The sequence below is a fragment of the Anabaena sp. AL93 genome, from assembly GCF_001672085.1.
GTDB lineage: Bacteria > Cyanobacteriota > Cyanobacteriia > Cyanobacteriales > Nostocaceae > Dolichospermum > Dolichospermum heterosporum.
Window position 1 is genome coordinate 15,316 of record NZ_LJOU01000015.1, and the last position, 22,669, is coordinate 37,984.

The 22,669-nt window shown below is 37.3% G+C and carries 17 protein-coding genes, 1 tRNA gene and 1 pseudogene; 5 read left to right on the plus strand and 14 right to left on the minus strand.

Annotation, left to right across the window (positions count from 1 at the left end):
• Positions 1-54 precede the first annotated feature (54 nt).
• From AN486_RS05635 to AN486_RS05655, 5 genes are all read left to right on the plus strand, one after another.
• Positions 55-1,353, plus strand: coding sequence for an ABC exporter membrane fusion protein (locus tag AN486_RS05635; protein WP_290599531.1), 1,299 nt, complete (start codon positions 55-57; stop codon positions 1,351-1,353).
• A gap of 119 nt (positions 1,354-1,472) precedes the next feature.
• Positions 1,473-2,654 (plus strand): ABC transporter permease DevC, encoded by a 1,182-nt coding sequence (gene devC / locus AN486_RS05640; RefSeq protein WP_367142424.1) that lies wholly within the window; start codon positions 1,473-1,475, stop codon positions 2,652-2,654.
• A 26-nt stretch (positions 2,655-2,680) separates the two neighbouring features.
• Entirely contained in the window at positions 2,681-3,406 is a 726-nt protein-coding gene (locus AN486_RS05645; RefSeq protein ID WP_053539926.1) for an ATP-binding cassette domain-containing protein, read from the plus strand.
• Between the two features lie 271 nt (positions 3,407-3,677).
• Positions 3,678-4,436, plus strand: a complete 759-nt coding sequence (locus AN486_RS05650; RefSeq protein WP_053539927.1) for a thioesterase II family protein — start codon at positions 3,678-3,680, stop codon at positions 4,434-4,436.
• Positions 4,437-4,889: 453 nt separating this feature from the next.
• Positions 4,890-5,258: a 2TM domain-containing protein gene (locus AN486_RS05655; RefSeq protein WP_053539928.1), complete on the plus strand. Its 369-nt coding sequence runs from the start codon at positions 4,890-4,892 to the stop codon at positions 5,256-5,258.
• Positions 5,259-5,435: 177 nt separating this feature from the next.
• Here AN486_RS05655 and AN486_RS05660 read toward each other — a convergent pair whose 3' ends face one another.
• The 14 genes and pseudogenes from AN486_RS05660 to AN486_RS05725 form a co-directional block, all read right to left on the minus strand.
• Entirely contained in the window at positions 5,436-6,215 is a 780-nt protein-coding gene (locus AN486_RS05660; RefSeq protein ID WP_053539929.1) for a DUF6444 domain-containing protein, read from the minus strand.
• Between the two features lie 117 nt (positions 6,216-6,332).
• A complete protein-coding gene (locus AN486_RS05665) occupies positions 6,333-7,478 on the minus strand; it encodes a SpoIID/LytB domain-containing protein (RefSeq protein WP_053539930.1) in 1,146 nt (381 codons plus the stop codon).
• Between the two features lie 124 nt (positions 7,479-7,602).
• Positions 7,603-9,807 carry a polysaccharide biosynthesis tyrosine autokinase gene (locus AN486_RS05670; RefSeq protein WP_290599532.1) on the minus strand — a complete coding sequence of 735 codons (2,205 nt, stop codon included), beginning with the start codon at positions 9,805-9,807 and terminating at the stop codon, positions 7,603-7,605.
• A gap of 237 nt (positions 9,808-10,044) precedes the next feature.
• Positions 10,045-10,158: pseudogene (locus tag AN486_RS05675) on the minus strand (endonuclease V); the annotation flags it as partial.
• Between the two features lie 265 nt (positions 10,159-10,423).
• Positions 10,424-10,495: transfer RNA gene (locus AN486_RS05680), tRNA-Gln, on the minus strand.
• A 140-nt stretch (positions 10,496-10,635) separates the two neighbouring features.
• Positions 10,636-11,448 carry a carbon-nitrogen hydrolase family protein gene (locus tag AN486_RS05685; RefSeq protein ID WP_027404055.1) on the minus strand — a complete coding sequence of 271 codons (813 nt, stop codon included), beginning with the start codon at positions 11,446-11,448 and terminating at the stop codon, positions 10,636-10,638.
• A 120-nt stretch (positions 11,449-11,568) separates the two neighbouring features.
• Positions 11,569-14,403: a pentapeptide repeat-containing protein gene (locus AN486_RS05690; protein ID WP_290599533.1), complete on the minus strand. Its 2,835-nt coding sequence runs from the start codon at positions 14,401-14,403 to the stop codon at positions 11,569-11,571.
• A 126-nt stretch (positions 14,404-14,529) separates the two neighbouring features.
• Positions 14,530-15,183: an HAD family hydrolase gene (locus AN486_RS05695; protein ID WP_053539933.1), complete on the minus strand. Its 654-nt coding sequence runs from the start codon at positions 15,181-15,183 to the stop codon at positions 14,530-14,532.
• Between the two features lie 118 nt (positions 15,184-15,301).
• Positions 15,302-16,495 carry an NAD(P)/FAD-dependent oxidoreductase gene (locus AN486_RS05700; RefSeq protein ID WP_053539934.1) on the minus strand — a complete coding sequence of 398 codons (1,194 nt, stop codon included), beginning with the start codon at positions 16,493-16,495 and terminating at the stop codon, positions 15,302-15,304.
• 220 nt (positions 16,496-16,715) lie between these two features.
• Complete coding sequence (locus AN486_RS05705; protein WP_053539935.1) at positions 16,716-17,846, minus strand: succinylglutamate desuccinylase/aspartoacylase family protein; 1,131 nt, start codon at positions 17,844-17,846, stop codon at positions 16,716-16,718.
• Between the two features lie 444 nt (positions 17,847-18,290).
• The gene (gene gntT / locus AN486_RS05710; RefSeq protein ID WP_290599535.1) at positions 18,291-19,655 is read right to left on the minus strand and encodes a guanitoxin biosynthesis MATE family efflux transporter GntT; all 1,365 of its coding nucleotides are present in this window, start codon (positions 19,653-19,655) and stop codon (positions 18,291-18,293) included.
• A gap of 202 nt (positions 19,656-19,857) precedes the next feature.
• Positions 19,858-20,409, minus strand: coding sequence for a methyltransferase domain-containing protein (locus tag AN486_RS05715; protein ID WP_290599537.1), 552 nt, complete (start codon positions 20,407-20,409; stop codon positions 19,858-19,860).
• Between the two features lie 122 nt (positions 20,410-20,531).
• Positions 20,532-21,320: a phytanoyl-CoA dioxygenase family protein gene (locus AN486_RS05720; protein ID WP_290599539.1), complete on the minus strand. Its 789-nt coding sequence runs from the start codon at positions 21,318-21,320 to the stop codon at positions 20,532-20,534.
• Positions 21,321-21,370: 50 nt separating this feature from the next.
• The gene (locus AN486_RS05725; protein ID WP_290599541.1) at positions 21,371-22,597 is read right to left on the minus strand and encodes a macrolide family glycosyltransferase; all 1,227 of its coding nucleotides are present in this window, start codon (positions 22,595-22,597) and stop codon (positions 21,371-21,373) included.
• Between the last annotated feature and the right edge of the window lie 72 nt (positions 22,598-22,669).

Below are 22,669 nucleotides of genomic sequence, written 5' to 3' on the forward strand. Positions count from 1 at the left end.
CCCTGACAGACCACTAGTCCTAACGAAAAGACTTTTTCAGCAAACCATACCCAGATGAAATTTCAATACTTTTTAAAGTCTATACCTCCTACTATTAAGTTCAGCATACTGATTTTGATTGGTATTGCTGTTAGTTCGATTCCGATTGTAATGTTTTGGCAAACCAAGCCAAAACAAGAAGTTAGTAAGTCCCAAATATCAGTCCAAAAATTCCCAAAGTCTAACCCTGTTAGTACTCTGGGACGTATAGAACCTAAAAAAAGAATCATTCGGCTATTTGCTCCTACTGCAAATCAATTTCCACGGGTGGAAAAATTGATAATTAAGGAGGGAGATATAGTAAAAGTTGGGCAGGTTGTTGCAGTTCTAGACAACTATAAAGTTCGTCAAGCAGAATTAAATCAAGCTGAAAACCAGGTGAAGGTTACGACTGCTCGTCTTGCACAAATTAAAGCTGGAGCAAAAACGGGAGAAATTCAGTCGAGGCAGGCAGATATTGAACGTTTGAAAGCACAATCTCAAGGAGACAAGGCGGCTCAAACTGAAACAGTTGAGCGAATTGCAGCGCAATTACAAGGAGACAAAGAGGCTCAGGAAGCCACAATTAGGAGACTCAAAGCGGATTTTGAAAACGCTGAATCTGAGTATAAACGCAATGAGCAGCTATTTAAGGAGGGTGCTATTTCCCATTCTTTGTTTGACAGCAAGAGCTTGAGCTTGGAAACCACAAAACAGCAGCTAAGAGAAGCCCAAGCTGTATTGAATAGAATTAATACTACTGGTAATAAACAGCTAAGAGAAGCCCAAGCTGTATTGAATAGGATTAATACTACTGGTAATAAGCAACTTAGGGGAGCAAAAGCAACGCTCAATAGTGTTGCTGAAGTTCGTCCAGTAGATGTAGAAGTGGCACAAATGGAGGTATATGCAGCCATTGGTGCTGTCAAACTAGCAAAATCTCAATTAGAGTTAGCGTATGTACGCACCCCCGTTGCTGGACAGATTTTAAAAGTTAATACACAACCAGGCGAACTTGTTAGTGACACAGGCATTGCTGATATTGGTAACACTAATGAAATGTATGTAGTAGCCGAAGTTTATGAAACTGATATTAGACGGGTAAAAGTTGGACAAAGTGCAGAAATTACTAGTCCAGCTATAGACGGTAAGCTATTTGGTAAGGTTGAAGAGATTGGCTGGCAAATTGGGAAACGTAAATTTCTGGGCACAGATCCAGGGTTGGATGTAGATGCCAAGGTGATTGAAGTAAAAATTCGTTTAGAACCAGAGAATAGCAAGAAAGTTATCAAGTTATCCAACTTAGAAGTTAACGTTTTAATTCATCCAAAATAGTTATTAATCTTCTGTTCGATTCATCCTGTGGAAAAAGGATAGAGTAGAGAGAGATTACTTTAATATTTGATGTATAAAGAAATTCCACGACAATCTCTGGTATCCATCATTAGATAATTATGAAAATGAAGGGAAAAAATTTTTCTATAGCCTTATCACAATTGAAATATGAAAAAGTCAGACTTCTTGTAGCACTTTCTGGCATTATATTTGCAGTTGTCATGATGTTTATGCAACTAGGCTTTAGTGATGCTTTATTTGACAGCTCTGTACTTTTGCACAAAAGTATGCAAGCAGATGTTTTTCTTCTGCATAGCAAATCCAGTGCTTTGGTTGCTCTCAAGAGCTTTTCTAAATACTATTTATATCAACTTTTAGAATTTCCAGAAGTAAAATCAGTTAGCCCCATACACTTGGGATATGCCAACTGGAAAAATCCCTGGAACAATGATAATCGTTCCATTTTTGTACTTGGTATTGATCCTAGTAATAATGTACTGGATTTACCAGGTATTCAAGAAAATTTGACTAACATTAATTACCCGGACGGCGTTCTATTTGATATGTCCTCAAGACCAGAATTTGGAGCAGTTGTAACTAGTTTTAATGCTGGGGAAACAATTCTTTCTGAACTGCAAGGTTCTCTTCTGAAAGTTGAAAAAGTTGTGAAGGTTGTGGGTTTATTTAGGCTTGGAGCATCCTTTGCGGCTAATGGTCATTTATTAACTAGTAACAGTAATTTTGTCAACATTTTAACTAATAAGAGTGCAGCATCAATTGAAATTGGAACTATTCAGCTTAATCCTAATGCAAATCTAAAACAATCAATAAGCGAAATTAGATCAAGACTACCGAGTGATGTTTTAGCTTTCACCAAAGACGAATTCATAAATTTTGAAAAAGATTATTGGAAACGTAATACTGCCGTAGGTTTTATATTTTCACTCAGTACCATGATGGCATTTATTGTTGGTTCAGTAATTGTTTATCAAGTTCTTTACACGGATGTATCAGAACATCTACCTGGATATGCAATTTTAAAAGCAATGGGTTATACGGATATAAGCTTACTATGGATTATTATTCAGGAGTCTTTGATTTTATCAATTCTGGGTTATATTCCTGGTTTCTTAATCGCAATGATTAGTTATCAACAAACCAAATCTGCTACACTACTACCAATTGGTATGACTGTTGACAGAGGTATCACATTATTACTAGTGACTATACTAATGTGTCTAATTTCAGGTCTTATTGCTGTACGTAAATTGAGAGATGCCGATCCTGCCGATATTTTCTAATCCCATTTATTAAAGATTAAATAAATATGCTTTTGCAAGAACCAGTAGTATCGATTAAAAACCTTCAACATTATCTAGGAAAAGGTTCACTAAGAAAACGAGTATTATCGGATATAAATTTCGATATACATCGAGGAGAATTTATAATTCTAACTGGTCCTTCAGGTTCAGGAAAGACAACATTACTAACGCTAATTGGTGCTTTACGTACTATTCAAAGTGGTAGCCTTAAGGTTTTTGAACACGAATTATATCAAACTAGCAACTATCAATTAGTTAAAGTGCGACGAAAAATAGGCTACATTTTTCAGAGTAACAACCTTTTACCATTTTTAACTGCTGTTCAAAATGTACAAACATCTATTTTTTTGCACAAAGAAATTTCTAAAGCTGAAGCTTATGATAGGGCGGTTGATATCTTAGAATCTGTTGGTCTAGGCAAGCATTTAAACTCTTTCCCTCGTAATCTATCAGGAGGACAACAACAACGGGTTGCAATTGCCCGATCTTTAGCCGCTAGTCCTAAATTGATTTTGGCAGACGAACCAACGGCTGCATTGGATAAAAAAACTGGTCGTGATGTAATTGAGTTAATGCTAAGTTTAACCAAACAAATAAATTGTACAATTTTGCTAATAACTCACGATAGTCGAATTCTAGATGTGGCTGAACGAATTATTTATATGGAAGATGGTAATTTAATTAATACGAATGTTAGTCTTAATGAGAGTATTATCACTTTAAATGAATAAAAAGTCTTCTAATAAGTGTATACAAGGGTAACTGCTCAATAAATAGGGGCGGACTACTTATTCGGGAACGAATTTACGCTATTTGAGGCTTGTCATTGAACGATTCACCCCGGATTATTGAGCGGTTAAGTAGGTTAGCATTAAAGATTGTCGTTATGGCAAGGCAAGAGGCAAGAGTGAAGAGGGTTTGGGCGATTTTACTTTTCTTTACACAGATTGGTTTTATTGTGTTCACCTACTTACATACAAGTCATCTAATTTTTTGAGTATTATGATAAATTCACAAGAAACGAATAAATGGATTAGACATCGGAAAAATAACTTACAAGCGCGTATGCGTATTTTTTGCTTTCCTTACGCAGGTGGTAGCGCCCTAAGCTTTCGTACTTGGGCAGATAATTTACCACACTTTATTGAGGTTTTTCCTATTGAGATGCCAGGACGAGGAGTTCGTTTGAGTGAGCCTCCTTTTCATCAAATCTCACCACTTGTTGAGGAAATCTCTTATGCTATACATCCTTACTTAGATATCCCTTTTGCTTTCTTTGGTCATAGTCTAGGTGCCTTAATCAGCTTTGAACTAGCTCGTTTCGTTCGTAAGACCTATGCCCTAAATCCAGTTCACCTTTTTGTCTCCGGTCGTGGCGCACCTCAAGTAATAGAACACAATAAAATACATCATTTGTCTGATGCTGAGTTTTTGGAAGCACTGCGTAGATTCAATGGAACTCCGAAAAAAGTATTAGAATCTGCTGAATTGATGCAGTTGCTGCTCCCCACCCTACGAGCAGATTTGATGATCAATGAATCCTATACTTACACCGTAGAACCTCCGCTGGATTGTCCAATTACTGTTTTCGGAGGTTTACAAGATCCATTGGTCAATCGTGATGATATGGAAGCTTGGAAAGAGCATACACTAAGTTCTTTTTCACTCCATCTGCTTCCTGGTGATCACTTTTTTATTAATACTGCACAGTACTTTCTTCTGCAACTTATTAACAAAACTGTAACTGCCGGGGTGAAATGAGCATCCATTCCGAAACTTACGCTAAGGACTTGATGACTTGTTTTCAACATCCTGATTGACAGGAATAAAGAGGAGCATCCAGGCATTAGGGTTTTAAACTGGAGTACGGAAAATAGTACAGCTATAATGACAGAAATTCGTACTATTATTCTTCGGTTTCTAACAGATAAATGAGTAGCTTACATCTTGCACCTCTCCGTACAATTCCATATAAACTAAAAAGAAGTGCGATAAAGCTACCTTATTTTTATGGTCTTGGAACTGTAAATCAAGGGTTTTAGGATTATACTGTGTGATTAAATTGCATCATTTTTTGTTAGTGCAAGATGTGAGGCAGCCCTTCGCTTAAGCTACCCACTTTTGCAAATGCGGCATAAGTACATTGGTACTTCCCCAGCGACTATATGAAACCTAAGCTTTTTAACCTATTTTGTCCCCCGTCAGGGTATTTATATGACCTACCATTCAGAAGAAGTGCAACAGATTTTGAAGATAGCATTGACTCACAAGCAGGAGAGAGAATTTTCACGAGAACAGCTTATAGAGATAGCATCAGAATTAGATATCTCAACAGAAGCACTCCAATCTGCTGAACAAGAGTGGTCGATACAGCGAGCAGAAACGCAAAGGCAACATATGCTGAATACCCGCCAACGTCAAGAATTCAAATCTCACCTGACTAATTTTATTGCAGTCAATATTTTTTTAGTCTTGTTAAATTTGGTAATAAGCCCTTTATATTTTTGGGCAATTTTTCCACTACTAGGTTGGGGCTTGAGTTTGTTTTTTCATGGTTGGAAGGTTTATCGAAACCGTTCTTGATAGCCCTCTTGGGGTAAAGGTCCTGCGGACACGCTAAGTAGGTGAACAGAAAAATTTAAAGGTATGTGAAGAAAAGTAAAATCACTCAAAACTCTCTTCCTGTTCCCAGTTAAGAGTTCCCTGTTCCCTTGCCCCAACGACAATTTTTAACGCCCACCTACTTATCTGGAGTTTAGACTAAGACAGCCACAACCAGGCTTGACTATTTTTGCTGTTATATCCATCCGTGTTTTTTTGACTAAATCTGGTTTCATCTGCACCTACTACTGCCGCATTCTGGATGTAGGTTTTCGCCTCTTCTACCGCCTTTTCTACCGAGTTACTTGCTTCCATTCTCAGTTTGTTGATTGTTCCTAAACTGAGTCTGATGTCAAATATTTCCGCCATTGCTGTTTTCACCGTTCTCTGACTATGGCGATACAGTCCACTCAACACCGCAACAAGAGCTACAACTCTTGTTCCATAATGATTCGGATCTACTTCTTCTGGTAATTTTGCTCTTGTACTTTTACCACATTCTCCGCATTCGAGTTGATGTAACCGATGTTCTATGACGATGGGTTTGATGGGTGGTATTTCTACTTGCTGGTGTCTGTACGGGTTTGCATCTTCTCCTTCTAACTGCCCTCCACAGCTACTACAGGACTCTGGCTTATAATTTATTACCTCTTCACAATCAGATTCTGGATACAGAAACTTTGCAAATCCTTTGTGTCCTAGTTGTCCTCCTCTTTTTTTTCCACTCTTTTTCTTGACTGGTTTCTTTTGGGTGTTGAGCGGGTCTGCTGATGGTGGTGATGATGAATTTTTTGATGTTCTATTTAGTTTTTCTTCTAATTCTTGTATCCACTGCTCCATCTCCTCCATCCGTCCTTTGACACTGGTTGGAGTCTGTTCCCAATCCGTTTCCGGTATTTCCGTTTTATAGATGTGGCAGATGAGGCTGATTTTTTCCATGCCTTCTACTCTACCATGTCTTTCTACTTATTTTTTCTTGTATCCGAATTCATCCTGTGAACAGTTACCTTCCCTGTTCCCTATTCCCTGTTCCCTGTTCCCTGTTTCCTCAAAATACTACTTTGCTTGAATGGGTGTCAGGGCTACACCTTTGTAGTAGTATCCTAAAATTTGCAGGTGGTTTGCACCACGTTTTGCTAGTTCGTAAGCTCCCCACTGGCTCATTCCTAAACCGTGTCCAAAACCTAGTCCTTGGAGAACAAAACCGCCATTTACGTCTTTATTAACAATAAAACGGGTACTTTTAATTCTGAGTGCGGTTCTCACTTCTTCACCTTGGAGAATTTTAGTCCCTTTATCACCAATAATTTTTAGGGATTTGACACTTTTAAATGGTGAGAGAGTTTCGATGATCATGTCTTTGACATTACCGACACCGGAAATTCTGGTGCTAATTTCTCCGGGGGTAAAGGTTTTTACCCAGTTACATTCTTTGATATTTTGATCAAAGTCGGGAACAGCCCGCAGGTAAGGTTCTTTGCTAGTCCAAACATCTTCGACGTTTTCCGTGTGTCCACCGGAACAAGCGTGAAAGACGGAAAGAATGATTTGGTTGTTGTAGGTGAGGACTTTGCCGGCGGTGGTGTCTGCTGCGCTGTAGGTTTTGGGGGATTCACTACTGACACCTTTGTAAATTTGCCAACGGTCTGGACTATCTCCTAAGTCGTAAAGGGGATTTCTCCGTTGTCTTTCACGTTCATAGAGGGCATAGGTACGGGCTGCTATGGCTTGAGCTTTCAGGGCTTCCTGTGGCCAGCTAGTGTCCATTTCTCCACCAATGACGCTGTAGAGATATTCTTCTAAATCTACCCAGTTCACAGCGGTTAAACCATTGGCTGTGGGGACTACTAGGGTTCTACCACGAAACCAGCGATCGCCAATATAAACATATCCCTTCTTGGTGGGTTCTATCCAAAATAACCCGGATTGCCATCTATCTAAAGCTACTCCTCCAGGAACTGCTTGAGCCGCAAAGGCACTCATTCCCGGTAGTTCTCCAAGAGTCTTACCACTACTATCTTTCACAATAGCGGTTGTGGAAGCACCGACTTTTACCTGTTTGACTTCTCTTTCAATTGCCACACGCAGAATTACAGATGCTTGTGCAGGAGCAAGTAATACAAACCAGATCAGGATACCTATCCACCAATGTCTACCTTTAATCTCAGAAAACAAATTGCCTAATAAAAGTTGGAATTTCATGCTAATTGTTTGATCACAAGCGTCTACTATTCTAGTTCAGCAATTCTCTAAACAGACAGATTGAGAACTGGAAACTGGGTAATTTTCTTTCTTCTTTCTTCTTCTAAACTCCTGACTCCTCTTTTCAAGGTGTCAATATTTGGGGAGAATCATAAACTTCATTACCAACAATGCCAATTAAATTTAACTTGCTTAAAATTTCTGTAGCTTCCATCAATTTATGGGGAGTAACTTTACCAATCCGTCCTACCATAACAATCCCATTACATAAAGAAGCCACAATTCTGCCATCAACTGTATCTAAAACAGAGGGTGCATCTATTAAGACTAAATCATAGTTTAGTTCAAATAAATCCATTAATTCTTGCATTCGCTCGGAACTCAACAGATTTACCACATCCTCTGGTATGGGACCAGCAGTTAAAACATCAATAGCTGGGTGGATGGGCTGAATGTAAGTATTAAATGATGTATTGATATCATCAACCAGTAATAAGGATAAACCCCAATCATTGGTCAGCCCTAGAGTTTTATGTAAACTGGGAGAACGCAAATTAGCATCAATTATTAATACTCTTTGGTGCATTCGAGCCGCACTAGATCCTAACCCTAAAGCCAAAGTTGTTTTTCCTTCTCCTGGTAGTGCAGAAGTTAACATCAATGATTTTAAAGGTAGAGAATTATTTAACATCTGAATATTCTGGTAAATAATATCCAATGTTTTATGATTCGGCAAATTTTTGATAATTCCTGGATGAGAAATATCTACATTTTTAGATTTATCTCTAACTATAGATTTTAGTTGGTTTGTCCAACTATTTTGACGTTTTCCTAATCTTGGTACTGACCCCAATAACTGAATATTGGTCAAATTTTGTAAATCCTGAGTATAGAAAATTGCATTATTAAATTTTTCCCAAATTAAGGCTGCTGCTAAACCCAATATTGGCCCCATTAATATTCCTCCAAAAATTAGTAACCAGCGTAAATTACCTATATGTATTCCTAAAGCGGGTTCTTCTAAAATTTGCCAATTAAAACCTTCTTGAGCAATTTTGACACCTAATGAATTTTGCGCTTGCGTCAATTGTTGCAGTGTTTTGCGATAAATTTCTATATTGGCAACTAACCTCTTGTATTCTGTAATTAAACTTGGATATGTATTCAGTAAAGAACGAATTTCTTGTTCGGATTCTGCTAAATCACGATCATGAGCAATTAGTCCTAATGCGTTCATTTTTAATTGAGTTAAATCATTTTCTACCTTTGGAATGATTTGTTTTGATAATTTTGATTTACTATTGATAGTAATAGTTTTATTTTGTCCTTGTTGTTGTAATAGTGTACTGATAATTTGCTGTTTCTGCTTCAGTTGTTGGATGATAGGATGTTTTTCTGTATAAAGAAAACGAGCTTGCGTTAAGGCTTGTTCTGTTTGCTTAAATTCACTAATTAAGGCTTGATTTTGGCTAGATTCCGGGGAATCATTCATATTTATGTTATTTTGACTGGAAGACTCAATTGCTTGTTCTAGGCTGTTATGTCTAATTTGGACATCTTGCAGTTGAGCGCGAGTTGTTTGCCGCTGTTTTTGAATATCTGCTAAAGACTGTAATAAAATTTGACTTTGTAAAACTGGATCAATTAAACTATTTTGTTGACGAAATTTTTCTAATTTTTTCTCGGCTTTTAATACATCTTTTTGCAGTTGCGGTATATGGTTATTAACAAAAGCTAATGCTTGATTAATCCGCTGATTTTTTTGATCGGTATTATAGTCCTGATATACTTTCTCTAAAGCTTGTAATACTCTTTTTGTCCTGAGAGGATCTTTGTCTGTAAAAGAGAGTAAAAATACTTGGGTGAAATTTTGATTAACTCCTGTATCTACTGGTAACTGAGTTAGTCCTAAAGATGAAACTTCATCAATTTTGCTGTTATTATAAATATCTTCTATGGTCATTTGTGGGTAATCAGCATGAAGTAAATTTACAGTTTTCTGTAGTAATTTACTACTCAGCATTAATTTAACTTGACTACTGTAGTCAATGGATGATAGCTGCGGTTTCCGTAAGTCTTCTGTTATCTTTTCGATTTTACTATTTGGTAAAGATTTATCTGAATTATAACTTACCAATATTTGCATATAGCTTTGATAAGTTGGTTTAGTAGTGACAGCTATTAGACTTGTTACTGACATGACTGCACAGGAAATCCCTAATATTAACCACCGATGATAAAGTGCAATTGGAACTATTTTTTTGATATCAATTACCCTATGTGTAGAGCTAGTAAGTAATTTTTTCAATGTTATCACATTTGTAGCCACAATCATATTCCTCTCAAATTGCAACAATATATCTGGAAGAAGATGATAATTAGAAAACTTTTAGAGATATTTGATACTCAATGTTTTCTGGTTAATAATCAATACTTATTCTTCCTATGATTACAGATATACTTAACAGAAAGTATTCAGCAAGTAGTTCTTGGCTAATACCTTCAAGCAGGTATATGTCTAATCAGTGTGAGGAACATAAATTTTCTGCAAATATTGTGGAAATATTTATCTTGCAGAGGCTAATTTATCAGCAATGCGGGTAGTTTCTGGTAAGCGATATTTTGGTGTGCAGTGTAATACATATTCAATTGCTGTTGGTAAGCTAATCCGATGACCACTAGTAGTCTGTCAACCCGAAAATGACGGGTTAAGGCAAGCAGGGGGAGAAGAGAGGCAGAGGGGGCAGGGGAGGGAAGAACAGTCTCTGACTGGGAATGAGACGACTTGAGTTCTTTGCGGGATAGATGTTTTACGTTAAGTTGACACCAATAAGCTTTTGGTTTACCCCTACAAATCAAGGTTTTTTGTAATTTTATAAAAGTCCATGTTCCAACTGTTTTGAGTATAAAAAAAAGCAAGCTGTTAAAACTTGCTCTTTCTATAACTGGGGCGCTAGGATTCGAACCTAGGGATGGCGGGACCAAAACCCACTGCCTTACCACTTGGCTACGCCCCAACGAATTCACTATAGAGAATATAGCAGTTCTCTTTAGATAATGTCAAGTGTTTAGGAAAAAAATTTTTTGCTGACTTAGGAAATAGATCCCAAATAGATCCCCGACTTCTTGAAGAAGTCGGGGATCTGCCGGGGTGTGGTTAAAATACACGATGCTGTAGGGATGGCATTTGGCGACGAACTTGTTCTAGTCGGGTGGGTTTGATTTCGGCGATCGCCACTCCTGGTTTTTCCCCAGCGTCTGCTAAAATGACACCCCAAGGGTCAATAATCATGGCGTGTCCATGAGTTTGGCGACGGTCATAATTAGTACCAGTTTGGGCGGGAGCAATAACGTAACAGGTATTTTCTATCGCCCTAGATTGGAGTAATACTTGCCAATGGTCTTTACCAGTAAAAGCCGTAAAGGCTGCGGGAACAAATAGAATATCTGCGCCTTGATTGGATAGATGTCGGTACAGTTCGGGAAAGCGAACATCATAGCAAATAGAAAGGCCAATTTTCCCTAACTCCGGGGAAGCGTAAACGGGAGGTAATTCAAGTCCAGCCATGACGGTGCTGGATTCTTGATAGGTATTACCATCAGGGACATTGACATCAAATAAATGGACTTTTTGGTAACGGGCGAGTTCTTGACCGTTGGCATTTATCAGTAATGCTGTATTATAAACTTTACCACTACTATCTACAGGGATAGGGAAGCCGCCGCCGAGAATGGTAACTTGAAAGCGTTGTGCCATTTTTTGGAGAAATGTTTCCGTTGCTTGAGCGATCGCATTTCCTTGAGCTAGTTTATCCTTTTCTTCCCCCATAAAAGAGAAATTTTCTGGTAAACCCACCAACTCTGCACCTTGACGCACAGCCAAATCAATTAATTCTTCTGCTTGTGCCAAATTTTTTTGTAAATCAGGCACACTGGTCATTTGAATAGCGGCGGCTAAATAAGACTTCATAGATTCAAGAACAAACGGTAGATTGAGACAATTATAGATATCTAAATATATCCTCATATCATTCCATTTTAAACAAAAAGTAGGGGCGGGGTTTCCTCGGACAATTTCTCCCCCCAGAAATTAAAAGTCTCTCAAAAATCGTTTCTTCAAAGTCAAGGGGACATTTTTCGCCATTTCTAAACCTTCCACATTTTGCCAATTAGTTTTTTCATCCCAACGAATAGCGCCAAAGGTATTATCGCTAAATATAGCACCCATAAAATTTGCACCATCAAAGTTTGCACCGCGTAAGTCTGCACCACTCAGATTAGCGCGACTCAAATCCACATCTTGAAGATTTGCACCGCATAAGTTAGCACGACTCAGATTAGCGCCACTCAAGTAAGTTTCTGCTAAATTTGCACCAGAAAAATCTACATCTCTTAAATCTGAACCAATGAAATAGGCACGGTTAAGGTTAGCATAGCTAAAGTTTGCCCCATAAAGACTAGCGCGGCTGAGGTCTGCTTCTGTTAAATCCGCGTAACTAAGATTTATTTGTAACAAACTTGCACTACGAAGATGAGCGCCACTCAGAAATTGACCAACTAAACTGCGGAAATTTTCACCCTGTAAACAACTACTGTAATAAATAATATTTTGTAATTGATAGGTGAAATTATTCTCTTCCGGTTGACCAGAGGGATAAAAAATTATATGCTCTTTGAGTAACTCATCTTCTTGAGCATAACGCTGTATAGCTAAAAGTAAAATCATCACATTTAACCCAGCATAAACATCTACTTGACGCTGACCTAATTGATGAACACCAGCATTTTGTAATTCTCGCAGCTTAGTTTGGGGTAAGGTTTCTTCAGCGGTATCAATAAATTTACCTTGACACCAACTAACATAAAAATCATCCAACCGTCTATATAGTTGTACCCAACGAAAATTGGGAATAGCAATCATTAAACCCATTAAATATTCAACTATTTCTTGGGTAAGAATGCCAAAACCCAGCAAATCATAAATTTGCCAATTCATCTCTGCTTCATTAGTAATTAATTCTTTCGCAGATTCCGTATTATAATACTGTGTCCAGGCAGTTAGGCTTAATTTCAACCTGTCAGCAAAGAGAAATTCACGAAAACTTTGATGGCTAAACTTTACCTGATTGTCTGACTCATGATCAGGATAAACATAAAAATCTGCTAAGGGTGTTTTGATAATTTCATCCTTGATAGATTTTGCATCATCTCCTAGCCGAGATTTTAGCATTGATATTGCAGAAAATTCTTCACCTGACTGGGTGACAGCAACAGCAGCTTCTGTGAGAATATCTTTTAAATTTAGTAATTGATCATGGAAACTATCACCTGATTTAGCAATCAGCCAATTTATGGCTGCTTGATAAATTAAAGCTGTAGCAGTTCGAGTATTATCCGCTGCTAAATTATCAATTACCAGTTGATCATCTCGATACATTCCCGCCAAAAAGTATAGTAACAATGGTTCACAAATTAATTTTTGAATAATTGCAGGACATTTTTGATTCACTAGAAACTGCTGTAAATCTGTATTTTTGCCGTGATTATTTGGTAGAGATTGCCATTTTCCTAACCATTGTTGTTGTTGTTGTTGATCTAAGGGAAGAATTTCTACTCTTTCTAAATTTGTGGGTAAATTAGAGATAATTGATAAAGGAATCACATTGCTGGTAATTAATACCTTATGTCCCATGCTTTCATCATTTTCACATTGTTGCTGAAATTCGCTAACTTGCCGAATAAATTTTTCCAGATTTTGATTATTTCTAGACGCAGTTGGTAATTCGTCCCAACCATCAAAGATAAAAACAAAACGATGATTTTTATTTCTTAACCAATTATGATCACCACGAATCAAGCTAATATCTAAATTTGCAGTTAATGTTTCTGCTAACTGAGATGATAAAACTTTGATATCTTTGACATTAATTAAAATTGGTGTCCAGAAAGGATGTAAATGTTGTCTAATCCAATTTGCGAATATTTTGCAGAAAACGCTTTTACCTCTGCCTCTTTTTCCTTGGATAAATATAAATTTTTCTAAGTTGTTTTCAGTCAAGATATTTTTCTTTACCCATGCTTCTAAATCACAAGATTCAGCATTAATATTTATTTGCCCATATTGATTTACAGATTGAGCTTTAAGAGGAATATAAATATTCTTCAATGAGCAAGTTTGATCAAATACCTGATCTAATGCTTGAGTATCAATATGATGTTGCAGATATTCCTGAATGTTTTGAATATTCTGGTATTCTGCTGTCCATGTATCTCGACAATTTGGGATGATATCATCATCTAGATCTATCAAAAACTTGATAATATGTGAGTTGGTATTGACCGCAATTCGTTTTGCTAAAAGTCTGGCTGGATATTTACCCAAATAGTCAGATATCAACCTTGTGGATAATAATTGATTAAATGCTACTGCTAATTCAGATTCATGAAAACATTCAATGGTCTGGATAGCAGTTTGTTCATCTAATTCAATATTATTGATAGTTGCTAATATTTTTCCTAATTCTTCATTTTTATCGGGGTGATCATAGTTTAAAGAAGGGTATAAAGATAAAATATCCCGGATGCTTTCTAAATAGGCAACTTGACTAATAATAGATATGTAATCTGCTAAAGTAGGCGTTTCTTGAGAAAGATCACGATAAGATTTGAGAACAGCTACTCCCAGGGATAAGAATGATAATTCTCCAGTTATTATTGGGGTTAATGGTGAACACAATACATCTAATAAAGAAGATGAATTTTGCAGTAACAGTTGCAAAATTTCTAAATTAGCACCTTGTGATTGAATGGCTGTTGCTACTTCTAAAACTACTTCACCTGTTGCGGTGGTTGTATTAATACTTTCTGCTGTTACTGAGAAAGCTTGACGAAATTGATACCAAATATTTGATAGAGATTTTTTCATACTACTCAAACTAGTTAAAAATATAATTTATAGGTTAACAGTAATCACTTGTAAATATAGCTATATATAAAATTTTTGCAAGAAAAATTTACACCACAAACCTATATTCACCGTATAATTACGGTATTAGACGGTGGGATTACGGTTAATCCAAACGCCTCTGATTCCTGCCGATTTAGCCCCATAATAATCATCTGTTATGCTGTCACCAATGTGCCATGCTTCTTCTGCTGAACATTTATGCTTGTTTAAAGCAATTTTAAATATTTCTGGATCTGGTTTAGCGGCACGAACTTGAGTGGAAATGGTGACAGAGGAAAAGTATTCTCTGAGTCTTAAACCTTGCAATACTAAATATAAACGAGAATCAAAATTAGATAATACTCCTAATTCAACTCCTAAGCGTCGCCAGTTCATTAACGCCAAAGTTACATCAGGATAAACATACCAAGGTTCAGGAGTTCCAAAGTGGATATAAAGTTCGGTAAAAAAAGCGGTAAAATCGGTAAATTCTTGGAGAACACCGGCACCTTCAAAGGTATTTAAGGCAATTATCCGCCACCAATCGTATTCACGCTGGGGAATATCTCTGATATCTGCATCAAGAAATATCGGTGGTGGTGAGGCTTTGAAGCTTTTGACAAAGTTTTGATCTAAAATTTGGGCGGAAACTTCTACACCAAATTCTTGGGCGATTTGTCGGTAAATTTCCCCAACACTACCTTTAATCCCAAACAATGTACCAACAGCATCTACAAAAATAACTTTAGGCTTTTTCATAAGAATTAATACTTTAGTCCGCAGCAGTCGCTAAATACATAGCCATAATATCTGAATTTGTCTAGTTTACCATTTCAGATCCCCGACTTCTTTGAGAAGTCGGGGATCTTTAATTTAATTACTTGGAAATGGCTTCTATTATGGGGCTAACTAACCAATTAAACCCGACTTTTAATTGATGATTTAATGTGGGTAAACGATACAGATACGCTAGACGACGGGCTAAGTATGCAAAAGAACCATCTAATTGCACACCTAACCCGGTGAGGGTGGCGTTATCTATTCCTAAAGCCATCATTTCTCCTAATGGTTGATAGCGGAAGGGGAGGAGGGGACGATTGGTAATAGTAGCCCAGATATTCCAAGCGGTATAATCGGCTTGTTGAAAGGCGACTTGGGCGGTGGCGGGGACTTGTTTTCCGTCTGCGTCGAGACAGTCGGCTAAGTCTCCTAAAGCAAAGATTTCGGGATGTTCTATGGCTTGTAATTGCGGTGTGGTGGTGATTTGTCCACGCTGATTTTGCTTGAGGGGTAAGGCTGTGACAACTGGAGAAACTTTTGTTCCCACTGTCCAAATGACTACATCTACGGGAATGGTATCTACTTGATTTTTATACTCCAGAGAGATGCTATTTTGATCAATTGCTGCTACTTTGGTTTCTAAGTCAATAAATACGCCTTTGCTATCTAAGGCTTTTTTGGCGGCTTCACGGTTAAATTCTGGGGAAGTGCGGAGAATTTGGTCGCTGAGTTCAATCAGGCGGAAACGTCCTTTTTCGCCGATTCTATCTGCTAGTTTACAGGCTAATTCTACGCCGCTGTAACCTGCACCAACTATGGCGACACGGATTTTTTCGGGCTTTGCTGCTTCGAGAATTCGCAGCCGTTCTTCTAATTTGTAGGCATCAGTAATAGTACGGAAAGGGTAAGCATGAGTGGCAGCACCGGGAACTAAATCTAGGGGTGTTTCGCCACCTAATGCTAAGACTAAGCGGTCATAATTTAGTTCTGATTTATCTTGTAATTGAACTGTTTGCTTGTTAATGTCTATTGTGGAAACAGCAGCTTGGTGGAACTGGATTCCTGTTCCTTGCAGTAGTTCTGAGTATGGTGGGGCGATTTCCCAGGTTTGGAGTTCTCTGGTGAGGAGTTCGTAAAGCAGGGGAGAAAAGACAAAGCGATCGCTCTGATCTACTAAAATAATCTCAGGTTTGGGTGTAGATTCCCAGGGTAATTGGCTTAAACGAAGCGCGGTGTAGAGTCCACCAAAGCCACCGCCTAGTATACAAATTTTTGTAGTTGCTTGAGTCATAATTTTTTTAGGCGCTAAATCCCAGTCAGATATTTATTTTAGTGTAATGTTTTATTACGGTTTCTTGCCATTAACCGACAATCCTGATATCTATCTTCATGCAAATCAAGACAAATGGTAATTTTATTTAAGAATCAAGATTTGAACGCAGATAAACGCAAATAAACGCAGATGAATTAATAGATTGAATAATTCTGTGTTAAATGTTTTCCATGACAAACTACATAGTCGCTAATACAAATTCTCCTTCGTTAACAGAGTTATTTATTGATGTATCATAAACCAAGCCTGTTTTCTCTGCATGAACATGAATAGTTATGGGTAATTCACCAATTTTATTGAATGTCAGAACTTGATATAGCAAATCTCCCTGATTTACTGAAGTACCTAATTCAGCTTTAGATAAAATCATTCCTCCTACGGGACTCCAATATTTTTTTAGTTGACTAAGTGAACGAAAGTTGGTTTGATGAGATATAGTTTTTGATTGGGTAAATTCCTGTATTGCTAAAATACCTTTTTGAGTTAAATAATTTTTAATTCCGCTCACTCCTTTAGTTACTGAATCTGGATTCATTTGCATTCCTGTTCCTAATTCTAAAGTCCATGCTTCTTTATCAAATATCATTTTTTGTCCGGTTAATTTTAATAAAGCATTCTCTAAAGCTAACCAGGGTTTTATGAATGATTCATCAAAAGCATCACCATCATATTCATCAAATAAAATGGCATAATTGAGGAGAAATAAATTGGCACTTTCTTCTCGATTTCGGAAATAATAAAGGTATTCTATTCCTTCTCCAGTGTGACTATGTAAATCAATGACGTAATCTGCATCGAAAGAAAGAGATTGCAGCTTGTAGCGATATTTATCAGTTAGTTGTACACTACTAGGGGCATTGATTTTATCTAAAAGACTATCGAAACTAGATTTAATTTTTTGGGAAAAGTTATATTTAATTGTACCTATATCTAAACCAATTTGAGAACGGGCAAATTCTTCTATGTCATCATGTTGTTTTTCATAATCCCAAAAAATTCTATTCCAATTTTGACTATCATAAATATTGAATCTACCCGTAGAAAAATTATGAGTTCGCTGGTTAACAGCTAAGGGATTACAAACAGGTACAAGCCAAACTTCTCCTATTATCTGAGTATTATTTAATGTCGTTAAGAAATCAATGATTTGGTAAATGACAGCATTACCAACAATTTCCGCACCGTGTAAGTTAGATTGGATATATACTTTTTTACCAGATTTAGCACCAATAAATTTATATACCTGGAGAGAAAGAAACTCCCCAGAAGCAAGTTGAAAAAGGGGAATAGTGGAAATAGTAGGAATCATCAATCAAATCCTGATCTTCGTAAAACTATTGAACAGTTTACTACTTAATTTTGATGATTGAATCGGTGTTATAGCGGTTATTGGTTGAGTGAAATACAAGAACCCCACCCCCAACCCCCTCCCCCTTCGGGTTCACCAGTCGCCTACGGTGGGAAACCCGCCTACAGCGCTGGTTCACCGCAAGCGAGGAGGGGGCTTAGAGGTTGTTTGAAAAGTATTAGATGAAACCAATAATTTCCAAGAACCTAACCCCCCAGCCCCCTTCCCTACCAGGGAAGGGGTGTTTCAAAGCCTCTCCCCGCGTCGGGGAGAGGTTTGGAGAGGGGTTTATTTATACATTAAAAACTTTTCAAACATCCTCTTATGACTGTATCTTATTCTATTATGTAAGTTAAGTTAATAATTACCCTCCTGCGAAGGTTTTCAAGTAATAGCAAAGTTATCTTAACTTTCAGTAGTTGTAGAGGAAACGATAGGAATTTTTATTTCACTTGTAAATGTATCTAATAGTTTAAATGAAAATACCACAATAGCCGTTATTGAAAATAATGTCATCGCTAACCATAAAAGATGGTTACTGTGAAAATACCAACTAGCTATAGCCATAGGTATGAAACCTCCACCAAAGGAAATGAGGGCAGAATTACGTAATGTTCGCCCTTCGGTTAAACCTCCGAAGAATCCTTCCAAGATTACGGTAACTGCAAACAACCCCTGGAATGGTAACAACCATCTGACATAGTCAGAAATGTTTTCAGTTACTTCAGTGTGGTTGGTTAATAGTCCAAATATAGTTTCTGGAAAAAGAATATATAAAATAGCAATGGGAATTGAAAGCAATAAGCTAGTGAGTAAACTAACAATTAGTAATGGTTGTAACTGCTGTAATGTACCTTGTCCCTTAAAGTTTCCTGTGAGGCTTTGGGTGGCAAATCCTACTCCTTGAACAACAAACATATTCAAAGCTGCTGCTTGAATAAGAACAGTATTTTCCGCTAATATCTCTGTTCCCATTGCCGAACTGAGTTCAGTAAAAATGGCAAAGGTAGAGACTACTGCCAAACTTCTTATTAACATATCTCTATTTAGTTTGAAGGTAGCTTTAATAGCTGACCAATTCAAGACTTTTGGGATTACACCTGATAGAATTGACCAATCAATGTGGAAGCAAACTATAATTAAACCTATAAATAATGCTACATACTGGCTAATAGCTGTAGTTAAACCAGCCCCTGTGCTAGCCCAACCCCAGCGAATAATAAATAAGTAGTCCAGCACTACATTAGTTAGGCTTTCTATTACAGATATCAGCACCACAAAAATATTAAGTTCTCGGCCAAAAAACCAACCAACTAGGACGAAGTTAAGTAAAACCGCAGGTGCGCCCCAAATACGAGCCTGAAAATAGTCAAGACCGGCATCTTTTACCTCTGTTGCACCGACTAAAAAGGTAAACCCTACTGTTTGTAAAGGGTACTGAAGAATGAGGATGAGTGTACCTATTCCGAAAGCAATCAGACCATTTCGGAGTAATACTAATAGTATGGCTTCTGGATCATCTGTTCCTACAGCTTGTGCTGTCATACCGTTGCTAGAAGAACGTAAAAAATTCAAAACTCGATATAAGTAGCTAAAAAGAATTGTGGCTAAAGAAACTCCTGCTAGGTAACGGATATCAGGTAAATGTCCCAAGTAGGCTAGGTCTATTAAACCCGACAGTGGCACAACAATACTAGAGAGAATATTCGTAAATGCCAGTCGGTAAAAGCGAGATAGGAAGTTATATTCTTCAGGGATTGTAAAATTCATCGTTCTGAATTGTTAATTTCTTGGCAATATTTTCAGTAAATTCTGGCGTTGATGAAACCAGGTATGAATTTAGGTGTAGAGACGTTCCATGGAACGTCTCTACAAGGGTTTTGAAATCATCAAAAATCATTTTCATACCTCAAATCAGCAACGCCTAAATTCTTATCTATCTAGCAACTGCTATATTGACCCTAGCTTGATGTTATAAATGCGCCAATGCCCAGACGTGGTAGGGAAATTCTGGTTCGTTATCTAGGGAATGAGAAACAGGATCATATTCGACCCATTGAGAGAAATTAGCAATGATGCATTGGCGATTTCCCCAAGAACCAGTTTGAATGTTATTTAGAGGAAATCCGCATTCATGGAGAAAGTGTTTGAGTCCAGTTTCTGTCCAGCGTGTGCAATCTATTGGGTAATTATGAAGTTTCACCAAAAAAGGGACAGAGATGAGAAAATACCCTCCTGGGTGAAGCATAGAAATAGTATTGCGACCGGCTCGATAGGGATATAATAAATGCTCAAAAACTTGTTCTGCGATAATTAAATCAAACTTTTTTGGCAAGGGTGCAGAACAAATATCATATTCTGGATAGTGGATATTTTCATACTCTTGAAACCCAAAAGTTTCCCAAGTCTTACCTGAAACTTCTAATACTCGCCATTTTGAAAACGGTAAATTCTCTAGTAGCTTTGCCGTTTCCCGGTTCATTATGACTCGACTCCAATTGATCCCCATAATTGTATTGTTCATATAAATTCTTGCTAATTTATAGCATTTTTCATGTATTTAGATCACACTCTTGATTCCTCTTTGCGCCTGGAGCAACTCTGCGCCTGGAGCGCCTCTGCGTGAGACAAAAAAATGTTGTTCATTTACCCAAGGGTAAATATGCGATCAAGTTCGTCTTCACTAAGAGCTATTAATGGCGTGAGATCAGGATTTGATAAAAAAGCTGGTCTTTCTTTGTTGGGAAGGGCGCTGTTTTCAATACTGCTATAGGTGATGACAAAGTTTCGGCGGTCCCAGGGAGAAATGTTGGCAACAGAACCATGTAATGTATCGTAATGTACAAACAAAACCGATCCTGCTAGGCCTTTCGGTGCGACAATTCCTTGCACAGATGCAAATTTGGCAATTGTTTCTGGAGCGATCGCTAATGATGAATTAGTAGTCGAAGCAGAATTTGCCGCTTCGAGTATTCCCTGTTGATGAGAACCAGGTATGTAATATACTGGTCCATTAAATTCATTGACTTCATCTAAGAAAAGGATGGCATTTCCTCCTTGTGGTGAGGGAATTCGTTCGTAATATTGTGCAAATGCAGAGTCTTGATGCCATCCCCACATTCCTCCGGTAAAAGCTGGTTTCATGACGATTTTGCTGCGAAAAACGTACAATTCACTGGCAAAAAGTTGTTGTGCAACTGCCAATAGACGAGGGTGACGGACTAAATCTCGGAAAATTCTGTTATTGAGATGAACTCCATAGAGAGTGCGTAAGGTTTTTTGATCATCTTCCAAAACACGACCAACTGCTTCATCGTCCATGACATTGGGAATTTGATCACAAATTACTGATATTTCCTCACGGCTAAAACACTCTGGAATGAACAAAAATCCTTGTTCTTCATAACTTTTTAGTGCTTCTGTTGTCAGTTTCATTTTGCTCTTAATTAGAATTTACTGAGTTAATGCAGATAATAAAATTTGTGCTATTGCAAAACATGAGAAATGCTATTCCTCTGTTTAAATTCTAAAATTTTATCTACTGCTTTTTGAGTGCCACCTGATATTATCAAAGAATCACTTAATAGATCAATGTTACTACGAATTTTTTCATCTTTGATGATCTGCTCAACAAGCGATCGCAATTTCAATGGAGCAATATTTTTCTGTTTTACCCATACTCCGATATTTAATTCTTCTACACGATTAGCTACTAAATATTGATCACCTCCTTGGGGAAATACAACCAGTGGTACTTTGTTAATTAATGCTTCCCAAGTGCTATTAGTTCCCCCATGAGTAATGAAAACACTAGCTTGTTGAAGCACTTGCATTTGAGGTACATAGTTGCTGACAATAAAATTAGGGGGAATCTTTCCCAATTCAGCAATATCTATAAATTTCCCTACAGACATTACCACCGTATACTCACTATTTGCAAAAGCTTGTAAACATTGTTGATAAAAAAAGGTTTTAGAATTATATGATGTCACTGATCCTAGTGAAATATAAATAATTGGTTTTTCTGCACTCTTTAGTAAAGGAAATTGAGGATCAACTGCTCTCTCGCTGTAGCAAGGTCCTGTAAAAATATAACTGGCATCAAAATATGAACGTTGGATCTGAAACATTTCCGATGTATAAACAATATTTAAATCACCTCGCAAATTCATAGAATTTGGTTGTAGTTGAAATACATCTTTTTTGCTAATCGCCTTTAGTGTATATTTTTGGGTTAATTGCCGCCAAAGTCGTTGATGTCGGTAAAATCTTTGTAAATGTTTAACAATATCATTAATCGGGTAGGCTGCTAATAACAATGGTAGCGGGGGCAAAAAATGAGGTGGTAAAAGAAAATTTGTATGGAAGCAAACGCTAGGTATATTAAGTAAATCAGCACAGATAGCAGCCCATAAGCATTTAGCATGAAAAATAATTAATTTAGGGCGGTTGATTTTTAAATTTTCTAATAATATTGGTACAGCATCTAAGCAATATTCTATCAACCGCGATTGCAGTGTTGGATCTGAATCTGGAGGTTTCATGCTAGGCAGTGGTTGAAATCTAGCACCTGCTGATTCGATTTTATCTCGAAATTCATCGAAGTAATAATAATCTATTTTTTCTCCTCTATCAGCGAGTTCTTGAATTAAACCTAGAGTTGTATCAATCCGGGTATAACTAGGAAGATCAAAGAAAGCAATATCTGCCATAATAGTAAGTCCTAAGTCATCAAATCAGTGTTAAATTTTGATCAGAAAAATTACTAACCTGTGGGGTTATTG

What these genes read in the sequence shown, in the direction of transcription:
- AN486_RS05725 (WP_290599541.1), bottom strand. Translation starts at nt 22,597, where the DNA reads ATGGCAGATATTGCTTTCTTTGATCTTCCTAGTTATACCCGGATTGAT.
- AN486_RS05690 (WP_290599533.1), bottom strand. Translation starts at nt 14,403, where the DNA reads ATGAAAAAATCTCTATCAAATATTTGGTATCAATTTCGTCAAGCTTTC.
- AN486_RS05660 (WP_053539929.1), bottom strand. Translation starts at nt 6,215, where the DNA reads ATGGAAAAAATCAGCCTCATCTGCCACATCTATAAAACGGAAATACCG.
- AN486_RS05650 (WP_053539927.1), top strand. Translation starts at nt 3,678, where the DNA reads ATGATAAATTCACAAGAAACGAATAAATGGATTAGACATCGGAAAAAT.
- AN486_RS05720 (WP_290599539.1), bottom strand. Translation starts at nt 21,320, where the DNA reads ATGAAACTGACAACAGAAGCACTAAAAAGTTATGAAGAACAAGGATTT.
- devC (WP_367142424.1), top strand. Translation starts at nt 1,473, where the DNA reads ATGAAAATGAAGGGAAAAAATTTTTCTATAGCCTTATCACAATTGAAA.
- AN486_RS05655 (WP_053539928.1), top strand. Translation starts at nt 4,890, where the DNA reads ATGACCTACCATTCAGAAGAAGTGCAACAGATTTTGAAGATAGCATTG.
- AN486_RS05685 (WP_027404055.1), bottom strand. Translation starts at nt 11,448, where the DNA reads ATGAAGTCTTATTTAGCCGCCGCTATTCAAATGACCAGTGTGCCTGAT.
- AN486_RS05705 (WP_053539935.1), bottom strand. Translation starts at nt 17,846, where the DNA reads ATGATTCCTACTATTTCCACTATTCCCCTTTTTCAACTTGCTTCTGGG.
- AN486_RS05700 (WP_053539934.1), bottom strand. Translation starts at nt 16,495, where the DNA reads ATGACTCAAGCAACTACAAAAATTTGTATACTAGGCGGTGGCTTTGGT.
- AN486_RS05715 (WP_290599537.1), bottom strand. Translation starts at nt 20,409, where the DNA reads ATGAACAATACAATTATGGGGATCAATTGGAGTCGAGTCATAATGAAC.
- AN486_RS05645 (WP_053539926.1), top strand. Translation starts at nt 2,681, where the DNA reads ATGCTTTTGCAAGAACCAGTAGTATCGATTAAAAACCTTCAACATTAT.
- AN486_RS05695 (WP_053539933.1), bottom strand. Translation starts at nt 15,183, where the DNA reads ATGAAAAAGCCTAAAGTTATTTTTGTAGATGCTGTTGGTACATTGTTT.
- AN486_RS05635 (WP_290599531.1), top strand. Translation starts at nt 55, where the DNA reads ATGAAATTTCAATACTTTTTAAAGTCTATACCTCCTACTATTAAGTTC.
- gntT (WP_290599535.1), bottom strand. Translation starts at nt 19,655, where the DNA reads ATGAATTTTACAATCCCTGAAGAATATAACTTCCTATCTCGCTTTTAC.
- AN486_RS05665 (WP_053539930.1), bottom strand. Translation starts at nt 7,478, where the DNA reads ATGAAATTCCAACTTTTATTAGGCAATTTGTTTTCTGAGATTAAAGGT.